This window comes from Aeromonas sp. FDAARGOS 1417, assembly GCF_019046985.1.
Lineage (GTDB): Bacteria > Pseudomonadota > Gammaproteobacteria > Enterobacterales > Aeromonadaceae > Aeromonas > Aeromonas veronii.
This window is the reverse complement of record NZ_CP077221.1, coordinates 319,208-333,723: the sequence shown is the minus strand read 5'-3', so window position 1 is coordinate 333,723 and position 14,516 is coordinate 319,208. Positions and strand designations below refer to the sequence as shown.

Below are 14,516 nucleotides of genomic sequence, written 5' to 3'. Positions count from 1 at the left end.
CAATCATCCTTAATGATGACGACGGAAGATAAACCAGTAAGTCAGACCAACCATCACGCCACCACCGATGATATTGCCGATGGTCACGGGGATGAGGTTGTGTAGGACGAAGTTGGATACGGTCAGGTCAGCAAAGGTTGCCGGATCCTGGCCGATGGCCTGCCAAAATTCCGGACTAGCCACGCTGTGGATAGCGATACCAACCGGAATCATAAACATGTTTGCGATGCTGTGCTCGAAACCTGATGCAACGAACATGGCAACCGGCAGCAGCATAACCACTACCTTGTCAGTCGCGCTGCGGGCACCAAAAGCCATCCAGGCAGCAAGACATACCATCAGGTTACAGAGGATACCCAGCGCCACCGCTTCAAAGAAGGTGTGGTGAATCTTGTGTTGGGCCACTTTGAGGGCATTGAGGCCCCACTGACCATCTGCGGCCGTGTACTCGGCAGAAACGATGATCAGCGCCACCATCAGCAGACCGCCAATCAGGTTACCGAAGTAGACCAGCCCCCAATTCTTGAGCAGCTGAGCCCAGCTGATGCGATTGGCAGCCTTGGCCACCAGCGTCAGGGTGGTGGAGGTGAACAGCTCGGCACCGAGCAGCACACAGAGGATAAGTCCGAGAGAGAAGCAGAGACCGCCCACCAGCTTGGCCATACCCCAAGGCATGGAGCCGGTTCCGGTCGTCACTGTGATGTAGAAGATAAATGCGATGGCGATGAAAGCGCCTGCGGTAATGGCCAGTGGAATGACCTTGTATGCCGGCTTGGTAGCCTTGGCATAGGTGATGTCTTCAGCCAGTGCAGCGATGGCTTCGGGCTTGAGACAATCGAATGGAGATTCAGCTTTCAATTATTTTCTACCTGAATGTTTTGCCTGTTGAAATCATAACAAAGGGCCAAATAGCCAAAATTGACATTGATCAAGTTTATCAGAGTGCGAATGTAATTTTACTACAAATATTTTAGTGCGATGGCTACGCCACTTTACACCAGGTATCAACTGAAACAGAAATATCACATTTTTAATGCAATGATTTTAAAGAATTTATTCCAGAGCATGGAAATATGGCATTGGCAAGATATCTTTGCAGATCGACAGCACATCCCCTTCCCTGTCATCAACCCCCTTAGGGGTATTTTTTGTTTTTTATTTCATCTTTGAATAACAATCTCGTGCCTTGCCGCACGATAAACAGAAGGGGCCACTCGGCCCCTTCCTTTACAACAACGATCACGCCCAGTGATGGGCTCGCTTGGCCTTCTGCAGCTTCTCGTAAGCCGCCAGCAGCTTCTGGTGCAGCGGGAACTGGGAGAGCGACAGGTCGGCCGCCTCCAGCCCGTGGAAGCGTGCTTCGCCAGTGGCGTTGGCCCATGCCTGTGCCAGCGTCTCTTCGCCATACATGCGAGTAAAGACGGCGCGATACTGCTCCGGATCCCGCTCCTCATCGAGGAACAACTCGACGCAGGCACGCAGGGCGCGGTAGTAGCTGGCACGCTCGGCAGTGAACACTGACTGGTTGAACTCCATGGTCCAGTCGATGAGATCCAGCGCCGTCTCCAGCTCACCGGCGGCCAGCGCCAGCATGGCTTTCAGCTCACCAACGCGCAGGGTGTGCAGCGCGGTACCCTTGGCAGCGGCGATGCCCAGCAGCTCGCGTACACGGGTACGCTCGTCGTGCCCCTCTTCATCCAGTTGATCAAACAACGCCATGTACTGCTCGGCATCCCAATCCAGTGATGGCAGCGCCAGGATCACTTCGCGCAGGTTGGCGCCCATATTGTTGTTGGCCAACAGCAGATCTTCGGCCGGATAGATGTCGGACATGCCCGGCACCAGAATGCGGCAGGCGTAGACACCCAGATGCTCGTAGTCGGCGATATAGACCGGCTGCTCCAGCTCGTGGAAGATGCCGATCAGGTGATCGAACTCCTCCTGCGAGGTGCCACGAAAATCCCAGTCGGCAAACTCGAAGTCCGCATCCTGCTTGAACAGGTCCCAGCTGATAAGGCCCGAGGAGTCGATGAAGTGGGTCTCGAGGTTGTGGTGATCCGCTACCTGCTCGTTGTCGAATGACGGCGGCACGAACACGTCGAGATCCTTGAGACCGCGGCCCTGCAGCAGCTCAGTGACGGTCCGCTCGAAGGCCACTTCGAAGCGCGGGTGGGCGCCGAAGGAGGCAAAGCAGGTGCCATTGCTCGGGTTGAGCAGCACCACGCAGATGACCGGATAACGGCCACCGAGGGAAGCATCGAAGCTGTAAATGGGGAAGCCTTCCGCTTCGAGCGCCGCGATGGAGGCGGCAATCCCCGGATAACGGGCAATGACCTCGTCCGGGATCAACGGCAGACTGATGGCCTCGGCGATGATCTTGTTCTTCACGTGGCGCTCGAACACTTCGGAGAGCGCCTGGGTGCGCGCTTCGGTCTTGGTGTTGCCAGCGCTCATGCCGTTGGAAACATAGAGGTTGCCGATGATGTTCATCGGGATGTAGACGGTCTCGTGATCGGACTGGCGCTCGAACGGCAGCGCGACGATACCGCGCTCTTCGTTGTTTGACTGCAGATCCACCAGCATGTCGGCGGTCACTTCACCGTCCGGGTTGTAGAACTTGCGGGTGAAGCTGTCTAGCAGACCGGCCGGGAACTGGTCACCCTCGATGGGGAACCACTTCTCGTTCGGGTAGTGAACGAAATCGCCGTTGGCGACCTGCTCGCCCAGATAGAAGTCGGCGAAGAAGTAGTTGGTGGAGAGACGCTCGAAATATTCGCCAAGGGCAGACGCGAGGGCCGCCTTCTTGCTGGCACCCTTGCCGTTGGTAAAGCAGAGGGCGCACTCTTTGTCGCGAATATGCACCGACCAGACGTTCGGCACGGGGTTGAGCCAGGAGGCCTCTTCAATATCAAAGCCCAAGGCTTGCAGCTTGGTCTGGAAGCGTTCGATGGAGTCTTCCAGCGCCGCGTCCTTGCCGGGAATAAAAGTGTGGTCAGTCATCACGATATCCTGATTTTTATTGGCTCATGTTCGGCCGCAGATAATAGCAGGGGTCGGCGGCTTTGGCAGGACAAAAATCAGCAAACAGGGATGAGTCGCACGGTGAGAAACCGGCTTATCCCCGCTCCCCCGCCACAAACAGCGCGGGCCCGGGGATTGCCCGGGCCCGCTGGTTACGCGACGCGATAAACCGTCAGAGCTGCTTGCCCTGGCTCGCAATCACCTGGCTGTACCAGTGGAAACTCGCTTTCTTGATCCGACGAAGGGAGCCCCCCTGCTCGTCACGCTCCACATAGACGAAGCCGTAACGCTTCTGGTAGCCGTTGAGCCAGCTCAGGATGTCGGTGAACGACCAGGCGCAGTAGCCGAGCAATTCCACCCCATCCTGCATCGCCTCCTGGCACGCCTTGACGTGGCTGCGCAGGTAATCGATGCGGTACTCATCGTTCACCTTCTCGCCCGCCTCCAGCTTGTCGAACTCGCCAAGGCCGTTCTCGGTGATCATCAGCGGCAGGCCATAGCGGGAAGAGAGGCGACGCAGCGCGATGCGCATCCCGGTCGGGTCGATGGCCCAGTCCCAGTTGCTGGTTTCAAGGTGCGGATTGGGCGCCGTCTTGTAGAGGCCCGGGATGCCGCTGGACGGTGTAGTGCCCTTCTTGCCGGTGGTGTTGATCCGCTGCAGGGTCTGACCGCCCAAGGGGTTATCTGTGTAGGTCAGGGTGTAGTAGTAGTTGACGCCGATATAGTCGGGCGTCCCCTCGCGCAGCAACTCCATATCGCCCGGCAGGATCTCCGGCGCCTCGCCGTTTTCTCGCAAGTAAGCGAGCGCCGCCTGCGGATAGCGGCCAAAGCAGTAGGCATCCAGCCACCAGAGGTTGTTGAACTCCTCGGCGTTCTCATAGGCCAGCATATCTTTCGGATCGCACGACGCCGGATAGGCAGGGGAGTAGGCAAAGCTCGGGCCGATGAGGCCATTTGGCACATGCTGGCGAAACGCCTTGATCACTCGGGCATTGGCCAGAAACGCGATGTGGTTGGCGGCAAAGAAGCGCTTGCGATCCTGCACGGCAGGCGGATGGGTGCCGAGCTGATAGGCGTTGGTCAGGTTGTAGTTCTGCTCGTTAAGCGACACCCAGTACTTCACCTTGCCGGCAAAACGCTGATAGAGGGTCACGCAGTAGCGCTCGAAATCCTCGATAATGCGTCGGTCTTCCCAACCGCCGTACTCATCCTGCAGCGCCTGCGGCAGATCCCAGTGATAAAGGGTCAGTACCGGCTCGATCTGGTGGGCCAAGAGGGTGTCGATCAGCTTCTCGTAGAAGGCCAGACCCGCCTCGTTCACCTCCCCCCGACCGGTGGGATAGATGCGTGGCCAGCTCACCGAGAAGCGGTAGGCCTTGAGCCCCATCTCGGCCATCAGCGCCACGTCCTCTTCCATGCGGTGGTAGTGATCCACCGCCACATCGCCGTTGCTCCCCTCAAAGGTCTTGCCCGGCAGCTTGGTGAAGAGATCCCACACCGAGGGCCCCTTGCCATCGGCATTCCAGCCCCCCTCCACCTGATAGGCAGCGGAGGCGGCGCCCCACAGAAAATCGCTCGGGAAGTCGTTGAACTTGTGGTGATGCATCTGGTGTTGCTCCTTCTGCGCTGATGGCGTCAGCCATCTCTGATAACTCGGCGCCTCCGTGCTGGGGCATCCGAAATGAATTGGCATAAGCATCCATCACTTCTAAAATTCCGTCCAATGACAAATATGACCACTCAACATTCCCAACAGGAATGAAAGGAGCCCTGATGGAGCTACGGGATCTGAAAGCCTTCGTCACTCTGGGGGAGGTGCTGCACTTCGGCCAGGCGGCGGTACGCCAGCATGTTACCCAGTCGGCCCTGAGCAAACAGATAAGGCGGCTGGAGGAGGAGCTGGGTGGTGAACTGTTCGAGCGCAACGCCAGCACCACTCGCCTCACCGGACTGGGCAGGGCGCTGTATGAGGATGCCCGCGCTGTAGTCATCCAGAGCGAGCAACTCTCGCGCACCGCCCGCGACGTGCTGGCAGGCAATGTCGGCACCCTGCGTATCGGCTTTGGTGTGGCCACCAAGATCCTGGTGCCCGCCGCCATCGCCCGCTTTCGCGCCGAGCGGCCGCAAGTGACCATCGAGCTCAACGATCTCTCCACCCACCACCAGCTACTGGCCCTCAGTGAAGGCAAGCTGGATCTCGGTTTTTGCCGCCTGCCCGCCCCCAAGGGGTGGCACGCCCTGCCGGTGGTCGAAGCCCACTTTGTCGCCGTGCTGCCCGCCAGCTACCGCGATGTGAGGGAGTTGGCGGATCTGGTGGACAAGCCGCTGGCGATCCTGCGTCGTGACAAGGCCCCGTCCTTTTACGATCACCTGATGAACTATCTGGCCCAGAGCGGGCTGCGTTTTCGCGATATCCAGTACGTCAACGACTTCGCCGCCGGTGTTGCCACCGCGGCGGCAGAGATCGCCTGGACCCTGGTCCCCTCCTCCACCACCATAGAGCACCCGGATGTACTCACCCTGCCCCTTAAAGATGGGGAAGCCTGCTGGACCATTGGCCTTATCCGTCCGCCCCACAGCAAGGGGCCCTTGATCGATGCCTTCTGGGCAACCATCGCCGATATGGCGCCAAGATAGACACGCCGTTGGCAAACAGCAGATGGCGGCCGCGCATCAACGATAGCGTTCGACGATACGCGCCAACTCGCCGCTTTGTCGCAGCTGTTGCAGGGCACTGTTGAACTCGGTTATCCGGGTATTGAAGCGGGAGTGCTTGCCGATGCAGAGATTGAACGGGGTAGAGGCAAGCTGCAGCGGCACCTCGACCACCTGCCCGGACAATCCCAGCTGGTTGAGTTTGAAACGAGCCACCAGTGGGTCGGTCACCATCAGATCCCCCCGACCCGCCGCCAGCATTTTGAAGACATTATCAACATTGATGGTGTGATGAACGGTGAAGCCCGCCAGGTTCTCCTTGCCCCAGCCGTTACCGAAATAGTCGAGAAAGGAAAGCGATTTGAAGTCGCTCAAGCGGCTGGCTCGCTGAAACTCCGCCATTCGGGGATGGGCACGCTGGGTAAAAATGGTTAGCACAGTGGTAGTGACCGGCTCTTCCACAACCAGGGTATAGCTGCGCCGCTCCTGAGTGGCGATGGTGACAAAGCCATCGGCCTGCGCCATCCGCACCAGTTTTTGCGCCCGTTGCCACGGATAACCTTCATGGCGCACCCGCAGCCCCATGTGCGCTGCCACCCGATCCATCACGTCGATCATCAGCCCGCGCATCTTGCCCTGTTCGTCACGCCACGAATATGGGGCAAAGTCGTCAAAGTAGACCATCTTCAACTCGGCCGCTGGCGCCGCCCATGCACTCTGCCACATCAGCAATCCCCACAGGATTGCACTCCCCAGACTGACTCTCATGGCCGCGACTCCATCCACTTCTGCCACCTCTGAGCCTAGTGCAAAGCGGGCTGCGGCAAGGTTCAGGATCCAGTGGAAAAGTGGCCAACGAAAAAAGAGAGAGGAAGCAGTGGCTTCCCCTCTCTCGTTCGTTTGTCAGCTTGTCAGCACGCCACCTTATCGATGGCGGCTACGACCTTCTGATCACGCCAGCTCGGCGCGCAGCACCCTGGTGGCATCAACCATCACCTTGAGGGCGGCTTCCGTCTCTTCCCAGCCGCGGGTCTTGAGGCCGCAATCCGGGTTGACCCAGAGCCGCTCGGCCGGGATCTGCTTGGCCGCCTTGCGCAGCAACCCCTCAATCCAGCTCTGGCTCGGCACGTTCGGCGAGTGGATGTCGTAGACGCCCGGGCCAATCTCGTTGGGGTAGTTGAAGCGCTCGAACGCTTCGAGCAGCTGCATCTGGCTGCGGCTGGTCTCGATGGTGATCACATCCGCATCCAGCGCCGCCACCGCCTCGATGATGAGGTTGAAGTCGCTGTAACACATGTGGGTGTGGATCTGGGTGCTGTCCGCCACCGGGCTCGCGCTCAGACGGAAGGCTCGCACCGCCCAGTCGAGATAGGCCTGATGATCCTGCTTGCGCAGGGGCAGCCCTTCGCGGATCGCCGGTTCGTCGATCTGGATGATCTTGATGCCGGCGGCTTCCAGATCTGCCACCTCATCGCGAATGGCCAGCCCGATTTGCAGGGCGGATTGCTCGCGGCTCACGTCTTCGCGCGGGAAGGACCAGCAGAGGATGGTCACAGGGCCAGTCAGCATCCCCTTGACCGGCTTGTCGGTCAGGCTCTGGGCAAATCGGGTCCATTCGAGCGTCATGGGGGTCGGGCGATCGATGTCACGGGTGATCACCGGCGGCTTGACGCAGCGGGAGCCATAGCTCTGTACCCAGCCGAAACGGGTGATGGCAAAGCCATCCAGCAGCTCACCGAAATACTCCACCATGTCATTACGCTCGGCCTCGCCATGTACCAGCACATCCAGCCCGATGGCCTCCTGACGCGCGATGGCATCGCGGATCTCGGCCTTAATGCCAGCCTCGTAGGTGCTGTCATCGATGCGACCGGCGCGCCAATCCTGCCGCAACACCCGGATCTGCGAGGTCTGCGGGAAGGAGCCGATGGTGGTGGTGGGCAGCAGCGGCAGCTTGAGATCCGAGCGCTGCAGCTCGGCCCTGACCGGATAGAGGCTATGGCGATCAAAATCGCTGTTGATGAGGCTGGCGAGCCGTGACTGCACCGCTTTTTTGTGCACCCGACTGTCGGACTCCCGATCCACGATGGGCTGGCTGTAGGCGGTGATTTTGTCGAGTTCGCCCCCATCCAGATACTCTCTGAGCAGTCCCAACTCGAAACATTTTTGCAAGGCGAAGGCGAACCAGCTGCGGGTCTGGGGATCCAGCTCCTGCTCCAGGGTCAAATCCACCGGGCTGTGCAGCAATGAGCAGGATGAGGCCACCCAGAGCCGCTCGCCGAGTTTGGCTTTCAGTGCCTTCAGGGTCGGCGCCAGCTTAGCCAGATTGGCGCGCCAGACGTTGCGGCCATTGATCACCCCGGCGGAGATGACCCACTGGGCGGGCAGATGCGGCACCAGGGTCTCCAGCTGTTCGGGGGCGGCCACCAGATCCAGATGCAGGCCATCTACCTTGAGGCTGGTGATGATGTCGCGCTGATGGGCCACCGAACCGAAATAGGTGGTGAGCAACAGCTTGCAGGGGCCCGCGAGGCGCTCGTAGGCGTTGAGATAGGCCAGCCGCCACTCGTCCGGCAAGTCCAGCGTCAGCGCCGGTTCGTCGATCTGCACCCACTCCACTCCTTGGACGGCCAACTTGGCCAGGATCTCCTGATAGACGATGAGCAGGCGATCGAGCAGTTCAAGGCGCGAGAAACCGCTCTCTTTCTCCTTGCCAAGCCACAGGTAGGAGACAGGCCCCAGCAGCACCGCCTTGACCGGCAGCCCCAGCGCCTTGGCCTCTTCCACCTCGTCAAACAGCTGGCTCCAGCCCAACTTGAAGCGCTGATCACGGCTGAATTCCGGCACCAGATAGTGATAGTTGGTGTTGAACCATTTGGTCATCTCGGCGGCGGCCGCCGCCGGGCCGGTCGGCGCACGGCCACGGGCCACCCGGAACAGGGTGTCGAGATCGGTCTCGCCATGGCGATGGCGCTCGGGAATGGCATCCACCAGCAGACTGGTGCCGAGCACCTGATCGTACCAGGCAAAGTCGCCCACCGGCAGCAGATTGACCCCGGCGCCGTGCTGAGCCTGCCAGTGGCGTTCACGCAGCGTCTTGCCCACGGCAACGAGTTCGGCCTGAGTGGTCTCGCCACGCCAGTAGGATTCGAGGGCAAATTTCAGCTCACGCTTGGCGCCGATACGGGGGAAGCCCAGGGTATGTGCTCGTGTCATAGGTTCATTTCCTTATGCTCATTCATCTGATGGGAAACTGGATGATTTAGCCATCCAGATGTTTACACATCCAAAATGACAAGATAAGGTGACGCTGGCTATTGAATCCTCTTCAACTGGCTCTCAAATAATCCTCAACTGACCGCCAGTCAGGTTCACCGCGAGGATACAGAGGCCGATTTTTACAGGTGCAAGAGGTGCCGAAGTCAAAAGGCGCAGCAGGGTAACCGCCGGCCGCAACTTCAGCGCCATACGCAATCTCATAAGGAGCCATCTTATGGCAGTGCCAAGCAATGCAGGGATAGAGATCAAACACTTGAAAACATTGACCGCGCTGGCCGAGCAGGGCTCGCTGGCCGGTGCGGCGCTGACCCTCAACCTCACCCAGTCCGCCCTCTCCCACCAGCTCAAAGAGCTGGAGACCCGCCTCAATCTGGAGCTCTACCTGCGCAAAAGCCGCCCGCTGGTGCTGACCGCAGCCGGCAGCCAGCTGCTCGCCCTCGCCCGTCAGGTACTGCCCGCCCTGGCCCAGACCGAGAAGCAGTTGCAGGCCTTGCAGAGCGGCGATGCGGGCAGGCTGCATCTGGCGCTCGATTGCCACAGCTGCATCCAGTGGCTGTTGCCGCTATTGCCAGATTTTCGCCGCCAGTGGACTGGGGTGGATCTGGAGGTGGAGTCAGTGCCGGGCTTTGATGCCATCAATGCCCTGCTAGGCGGCCAGCTCGATCTGCTGCTCACCTCGGACGTGCAGGCCCGCGGCGATCTCCACTTCGAGCCGCTGTTTGCCTTCGATCTGACTCTGGTGATGGCGCCGGATCATCCCCTCTGCCACCAGAGCCGCATCGAGCCGGGCGATCTGGGGCCGGAGGTGCTGCTGGTCTATCCGGTGGAGCGCAGCCGCATGGATATCTTCAGCCGCTTTTTGCAACCCGCCGGGGTGGAGCCCGCTCGCTGCAAGCCGGTGGACAACACCTCGGTGATGCTGCAAATGGCCGCCGCAGGACTCGGCGTCGCCGCCTTGCCGCGCTGGGCCAGCGACGAGTTTGTCAGACAGGGGATGCTCTGCGCCCGTCCCCTCGGCAGCGGTATTCGTCGCCATATGTATGGCGCGGTGCGGGCCGCCGATCGGGATCAAGCCTGCCTGCAGAGCCTGTTCGAGCGCATTCGCAGCAAGATGGGCGACCTAAAAGCTCAGTAAAAAGCCGCCTTAAGGCGGCTTGTCATCACGCAGGGCTTCGCTATTCAAGCACCCTCTTCACAGCTCGCCGCCCCCCGCCGCCGCGGGCAGTTGGCGCAGAGCTCACCATCGCGGCGCTTGTAGTGCAGGCAGCAGCGCTGGCGCACATAACCTACCAAGCCGGCCGCTGGCGGCCAGGGCGCCAGCTGCCAGCCCGTCAGGTGCTCGGCCGGCAGGCCGCAGGCGGCAAGCCAGTGCGGTGCATGGGCCGCCACCTCGGCGTGGCTTATCTCGTCAAAGAACGCCGGTACCCGCACCAGCGCCGCCAGCAGATCGTCCGCCAAGAGCGGACGCACGAAGCCCGGCCGCAGCCGCTGCACCTGCCCGAGCGCTGCGAACAGCGCCTGCCAATGGGCCTGCAGTCGCTCGCCCGCCGTCTTGATCAAGAGTTCCAGCTCCCCCTTGATCATGGGCTCGGCCGGCAGGGTAAAGCCCGATACCAGCCCATCCTGATAGCCCTGGCCCAGCCTCTCCAGCGCCGGCACGGCCCGCAGCCGATAGACGGCCACCATGGCCAGATAGATGGATTGCCAGCAGAGCATGCCCCAACTGCGGGTGAGCCAGTAGGCGGGACCCGCCTCCGGATGGGCCAGCCGCCAATACTCGTGCAGCGCGGCCGCCACCTCGGCCGACGTGGCCTGCTTGGTCGCCGTCAACAGCGCCGCAGCCTCGCCGGCAGCCACCAGCCGCCCCTTGAGGGAAGGGATAAGCCCGGCGGCGGCCGCGAACAGGGCGCCGTGATCCGCCAGCGCCTGCAGATCCGGCTCGCGCCGCGCCCCCGGGCTGCGGGCACGACGGCCGGCGCCGCTCATGGGGTGTGAGAGTCCCGGGCGCGGCCCGGGACGCAGGGTCAGAATACGTATTTGAGTCGCGCCTCCACGCTGCGCTCTGCGCCGAACCAGCAGTTGTTCTGGTCGTAGCAGGAGTAGTAGGTCTTGTTGAACAGATTGCTGGCACTGAGTGACACCTCCACCCCTTGCAGGCGCTGGCTGAGTTGGGCCAGATCGTAGGAGGCAGCCATGTCCATCAGCAGGTAATCCGGCACCGTATCGGTGTTGGCGGCATCAAGCTGGGCCTCCCCCACATAGCGCAGACCGGCCCCCAGGCGCACTCCTTCCAGCGGGCCGGCCGGCAGGTAGTTGCTCCACAGCGAAGCCATTTGCTTGGGCACCCAGACCGGAGTCTTGCCCTGCAGGCTGGTAGTGTCGCGGGTGATCTCCATCTCCTGACGGGTATAGCTCAGCGCCAGATCCCAGCGGCTGGTGAGATCGAGTCGCCCCTCCAGCTCGACCCCCTTGGAGACCATCTCGCCGGTCTGCAACTTGGGTCCGTAGACATTGTCCGGATCCGTCACCAGGGCATTTTGCTTGGTGATGTGGAACGCCGAGAGTGTGGCGGTTTTGCTCATGTCCTCGGAGAGGAACTTGAGCCCCCCCTCCCACTGCCGGCCGGTGGCCGGTTTGAACGCCTGGCCTTGCTTGTCCGCCCCCGCCACCGGCTCGAAACTCTCGGCATAGCTCACATAGGGCGAGAGGCCGTGATCCAGCTCGTAGAGGGCACCGAGGCGCAGCGAGAGGTTGTCCTGATCAATCTGGGCCAGGGTGTTGCTCGCCGCCCCCTGATAGAGGGTCCGGCTGTCGGTGTCCATCCGGTAGCGGTCGTAGCGGGCGCCGCCGATGGCCACCAACCGATCGAGGCGCACCTGATCCTGCAGGTAGAGGCCGCTCTGATACTGGCGGATGGTTCGGTTGTCCTGATAGTTGAAGGCCAGGTCTGCCGGCACTATCTGCTGGTGGTTCGGGTTGAAGATGTCGATGGCCGGGGCAGAGTAGTCGAGAGTATCCCGGTAGAGAATGCGCGCATCCAGATACTGGTAATCCACCCCCAGCAGCAGGTTGTGCTGGGCCTTGCCAGTCTGCACCTTGCCCGCCAGCTGGTTGTCGATGACAAAGCCGCGGGACTCTTCATCGGTCAGGTAGGCGTTGCGGGCCAGGGTGCGGTTATCGGCCGCCAGCGCCGCATTGTAGGTGTTCTGCTGGTTGGCCGAGGCATCCATGTAGCGGGCGTTTTGCAGCAGCTGCCAGTTGGCGTTGAAGTCGTGGCTCAGCTTGTAGCCGAGCAGGGTCACCTCCCGGCTGTAGTGGTTCCAGTTTTCATCGCCAAGGAAGGTATCGCTGCCCAGCTGGCCCAGCGGGTTGGATTTGACCGAGCCGCTGGCCGGTACCGTGGTGTAGATGCCGGCTTGCGGGTCTTTCTGGTAATAGAGGTTGAGGTTCAGCAGAGTGCGGTCACTCAACTGCCAGTCGAGAGAGGGCGCCAGCACGTAGCGCTCCTCCTCTGAGGTCACCGCCTGGCCCTCTTTCTGGCGGGCCAGCCCCACCAGCCGATAGGCAAACTGATCGTTGAGGGCACCGGTGCTGTCGAGGGTCAGCTCCTTGAGGGTGCCCGTCCCGCTCGCCACGCTGACGCTGTGCCTGCTCTCCCGCTGGGGGCGCTTGGCGATGAGGTTGACCATGCCGCCGGGGGGCATGCTGCCGTAGAGCACGGAGGTGGGCCCCTTGAACACTTCCAGCTGCTCGATAGCCACCGGATCGATCTGGGGCTGCAGGTTCCAGTCGTTGTACTGCAGCAGCAGGCCGTCGTAGAAGTTCTGGTAGTTGTCAAAGCCGCGGATGTTGAACAGATCCAGCCGGTTGACCGCCCCGCCCCGCAGCTCGGTGTTGACGCCGGGCACGTAGCGCAGCGCCTCGCTCACCGAGCTGACGCCGCGCTGTTCCAGGGTGTCACCCTCCACCACCGAAATGGCCTGGGGCGTCTCCAGGGGGTCGAGCCGGGTCTTGGTCGCGGTGTTGCGATAGGTCTCGCCGAGCACGGTCAGGGTCTCGTCGACCCGGGTCTGTGTCGGGCGCTCGGCAGCAGCTGCCTGCACAGGGCCAGCCAACAGGGCGGAGATAGTCGCGGCGACCAGGGTCAAAGGGGGGTGAGTGGCGTACATCTGATCCTCGAATGCAATAAGTGAATAGTAACAAATCTCATTTGCATTTTATTGGGTCATTTTGCCCTTGAATTAACAATTTGGGGCATGTTGGTGCTGAAAAGAGAGAAAATGCGGCCAGTTTGGCCCCATCCGGCAACCTCAACTGACGGCAGCAACGCAGGCGATGTCGAATGGATAGCAAAGCCTGGCGCAGCAAATAAGGGAAAGAGAGATAGCAGTGCCCGGCATCCTCCGGGCAAGGGAATAGCCCTCTCAGAGAGGGGCGACGGGCAACCAATACTCCATGCGGGCATCCGGCTGGTTGCCGTCAAAATCGGGGGCGTAACGCTCCAGCTCGAAGCCGTCCAGCCCGCGATAGCCGGAGCTCGGCAGCCAGTGCAGGATAAACCAGTTGAGGGTCTGCCCCAGCTGGCTGACCGGGCCCACGTGGCTTAGCACCGCGTAGGTCTGGGCCGGCACCAGGAGATGCGCCAGACCGGCAGGCAAGCTGGCCCCCTCCTCCATCACGCAGCCCGCCCAGTAGGGGAGCGACTCGCCGGCGCCAGAAACATCCACCACCCCCACCCGCTCCTGCCCGGGTGGCAAACCGCCCGCCGTGCGCAGGGCACGCCAGATGGCGGGCACCGTCTGCTGAAAGTCGGGAGCGGCGGCAAACAGCCCGCGGATCTGCCCCTTCACTCCGTGCAGGATAAAGCCCGGCAGGCTCTCGATCCGCACCTGTACCAGCCTGGCAGGCATGGGCTGCGGCAGGGTAGCCCGCACCAGGGGGGTACGCAGCCCCAGCCGCAAACCCCGCTTGCGATAGGCCAGCGGCGAGCAGCCGAACTGCTGCTTGAAGGCGCGGCTGAAGCTCACCTCTGAGCCAAAACCGTAACAGAGCGCCAGATCCAGCACCCGCTGGCGGCCAGAGAGCAGCGCCTCTGCCGCCTGGCTCAGCTTGAGCTCGCGCACATAGTGGGCCACCGTCAGCCCCGTCTCATGGAGGAACACCCGCTGCAGCTGCCAGCGCGACCAGCAGCTCTGCTCCGCCAGCTCGGCCAGCGCCAGCGGCTGATCCAGGTTGGCGTGGATGTAGTCGAGCACCCGCTCGATGCGGGTCAGCTGGCTATGCGGCTGGGGCACGGCGCCCGGAATGGTGGACAAGATGGTCATGACGAGATCGGATCTGGGCTGTCGGCAAGGCGCTACGCGCAAGGGCCCCATTAAACATGGCCGCGACCTTGGCGGCAAGCGCTGGCCGCTGCGCTCACCCCGGTCCCCTTGCCCAGGGCCTTGCCAGCCCCTTAGGCCAGCGCGTCAAGCCAGCTTGGCAGACTGTCACAAAAGTGACGCGTTTGCCTGTCAGATTGTTTGAAAACAAATATATCAATTACCTCAAAAAGCCCATAA

General features: G+C 61.5%; 11 protein-coding genes. 2 read left to right on the top strand and 9 right to left on the bottom strand.

All coding sequences use genetic code 11. The features are described 5' to 3' along the window. Positions 1-9: 9 nt before the first annotated feature. The 3 genes from focA to I6L47_RS01460 all read right to left on the bottom strand — a co-directional run bounded on the left by focA (position 10) and on the right by I6L47_RS01460 (position 4,627). A complete protein-coding gene (gene focA / locus I6L47_RS01470) occupies positions 10-858 on the bottom strand; it encodes a formate transporter FocA (protein ID WP_005333620.1) in 849 nt (282 codons plus the stop codon). Positions 859-1,239: 381 nt separating this feature from the next. Then, complete coding sequence (gene ycaO, locus I6L47_RS01465) at positions 1,240-3,000, bottom strand: 30S ribosomal protein S12 methylthiotransferase accessory factor YcaO (RefSeq protein WP_005352574.1); 1,761 nt, start codon at positions 2,998-3,000, stop codon at positions 1,240-1,242. A 193-nt stretch (positions 3,001-3,193) separates the two neighbouring features. Beyond that, the gene (locus tag I6L47_RS01460; protein ID WP_216948478.1) at positions 3,194-4,627 is read right to left on the bottom strand and encodes a glycoside hydrolase family 1 protein; all 1,434 of its coding nucleotides are present in this window, start codon (positions 4,625-4,627) and stop codon (positions 3,194-3,196) included. Positions 4,628-4,794: 167 nt separating this feature from the next. Here I6L47_RS01460 and I6L47_RS01455 point away from each other — a divergent pair, with 167 nt between their 5' ends. Continuing rightward, entirely contained in the window at positions 4,795-5,658 is an 864-nt protein-coding gene (locus I6L47_RS01455) for a LysR family transcriptional regulator (protein ID WP_216948477.1), read from the top strand. A gap of 36 nt (positions 5,659-5,694) precedes the next feature. Here the strand turns inward: I6L47_RS01455 and I6L47_RS01450 are convergent, their stop codons facing one another. The 3 genes from I6L47_RS01450 to I6L47_RS22575 form a co-directional block, all read right to left on the bottom strand. Further along, positions 5,695-6,444, bottom strand: a complete 750-nt coding sequence (locus tag I6L47_RS01450) for an ABC transporter substrate-binding protein (protein ID WP_216948476.1) — start codon at positions 6,442-6,444, stop codon at positions 5,695-5,697. Between the two features lie 183 nt (positions 6,445-6,627). Continuing rightward, positions 6,628-8,892, bottom strand: coding sequence for a 5-methyltetrahydropteroyltriglutamate--homocysteine S-methyltransferase (metE, locus tag I6L47_RS01445; protein WP_216948475.1), 2,265 nt, complete (start codon positions 8,890-8,892; stop codon positions 6,628-6,630). Between the two features lie 123 nt (positions 8,893-9,015). Beyond that, entirely contained in the window at positions 9,016-9,144 is a 129-nt protein-coding gene (locus tag I6L47_RS22575; protein ID WP_302056610.1) for a hypothetical protein, read from the bottom strand. A 25-nt stretch (positions 9,145-9,169) separates the two neighbouring features. Here I6L47_RS22575 and I6L47_RS01440 point away from each other — a divergent pair, with 25 nt between their 5' ends. Further along, positions 9,170-10,090, top strand: coding sequence for a LysR substrate-binding domain-containing protein (locus tag I6L47_RS01440; protein WP_103422421.1), 921 nt, complete (start codon positions 9,170-9,172; stop codon positions 10,088-10,090). A 44-nt stretch (positions 10,091-10,134) separates the two neighbouring features. Here I6L47_RS01440 and I6L47_RS01435 read toward each other — a convergent pair whose 3' ends face one another. The 3 genes from I6L47_RS01435 to I6L47_RS01425 all read right to left on the bottom strand — a co-directional run bounded on the left by I6L47_RS01435 (position 10,135) and on the right by I6L47_RS01425 (position 14,357). After that, positions 10,135-10,941 (bottom strand): siderophore ferric iron reductase, encoded by an 807-nt coding sequence (locus tag I6L47_RS01435; protein WP_064335881.1) that lies wholly within the window; start codon positions 10,939-10,941, stop codon positions 10,135-10,137. A gap of 38 nt (positions 10,942-10,979) precedes the next feature. After that, a complete protein-coding gene (locus I6L47_RS01430) occupies positions 10,980-13,124 on the bottom strand; it encodes a TonB-dependent siderophore receptor (protein ID WP_064335880.1) in 2,145 nt (714 codons plus the stop codon). 255 nt (positions 13,125-13,379) lie between these two features. After that, positions 13,380-14,357 carry an AraC family transcriptional regulator gene (locus I6L47_RS01425; protein WP_082182228.1) on the bottom strand — a complete coding sequence of 326 codons (978 nt, stop codon included), beginning with the start codon at positions 14,355-14,357 and terminating at the stop codon, positions 13,380-13,382. Between the last annotated feature and the right edge of the window lie 159 nt (positions 14,358-14,516).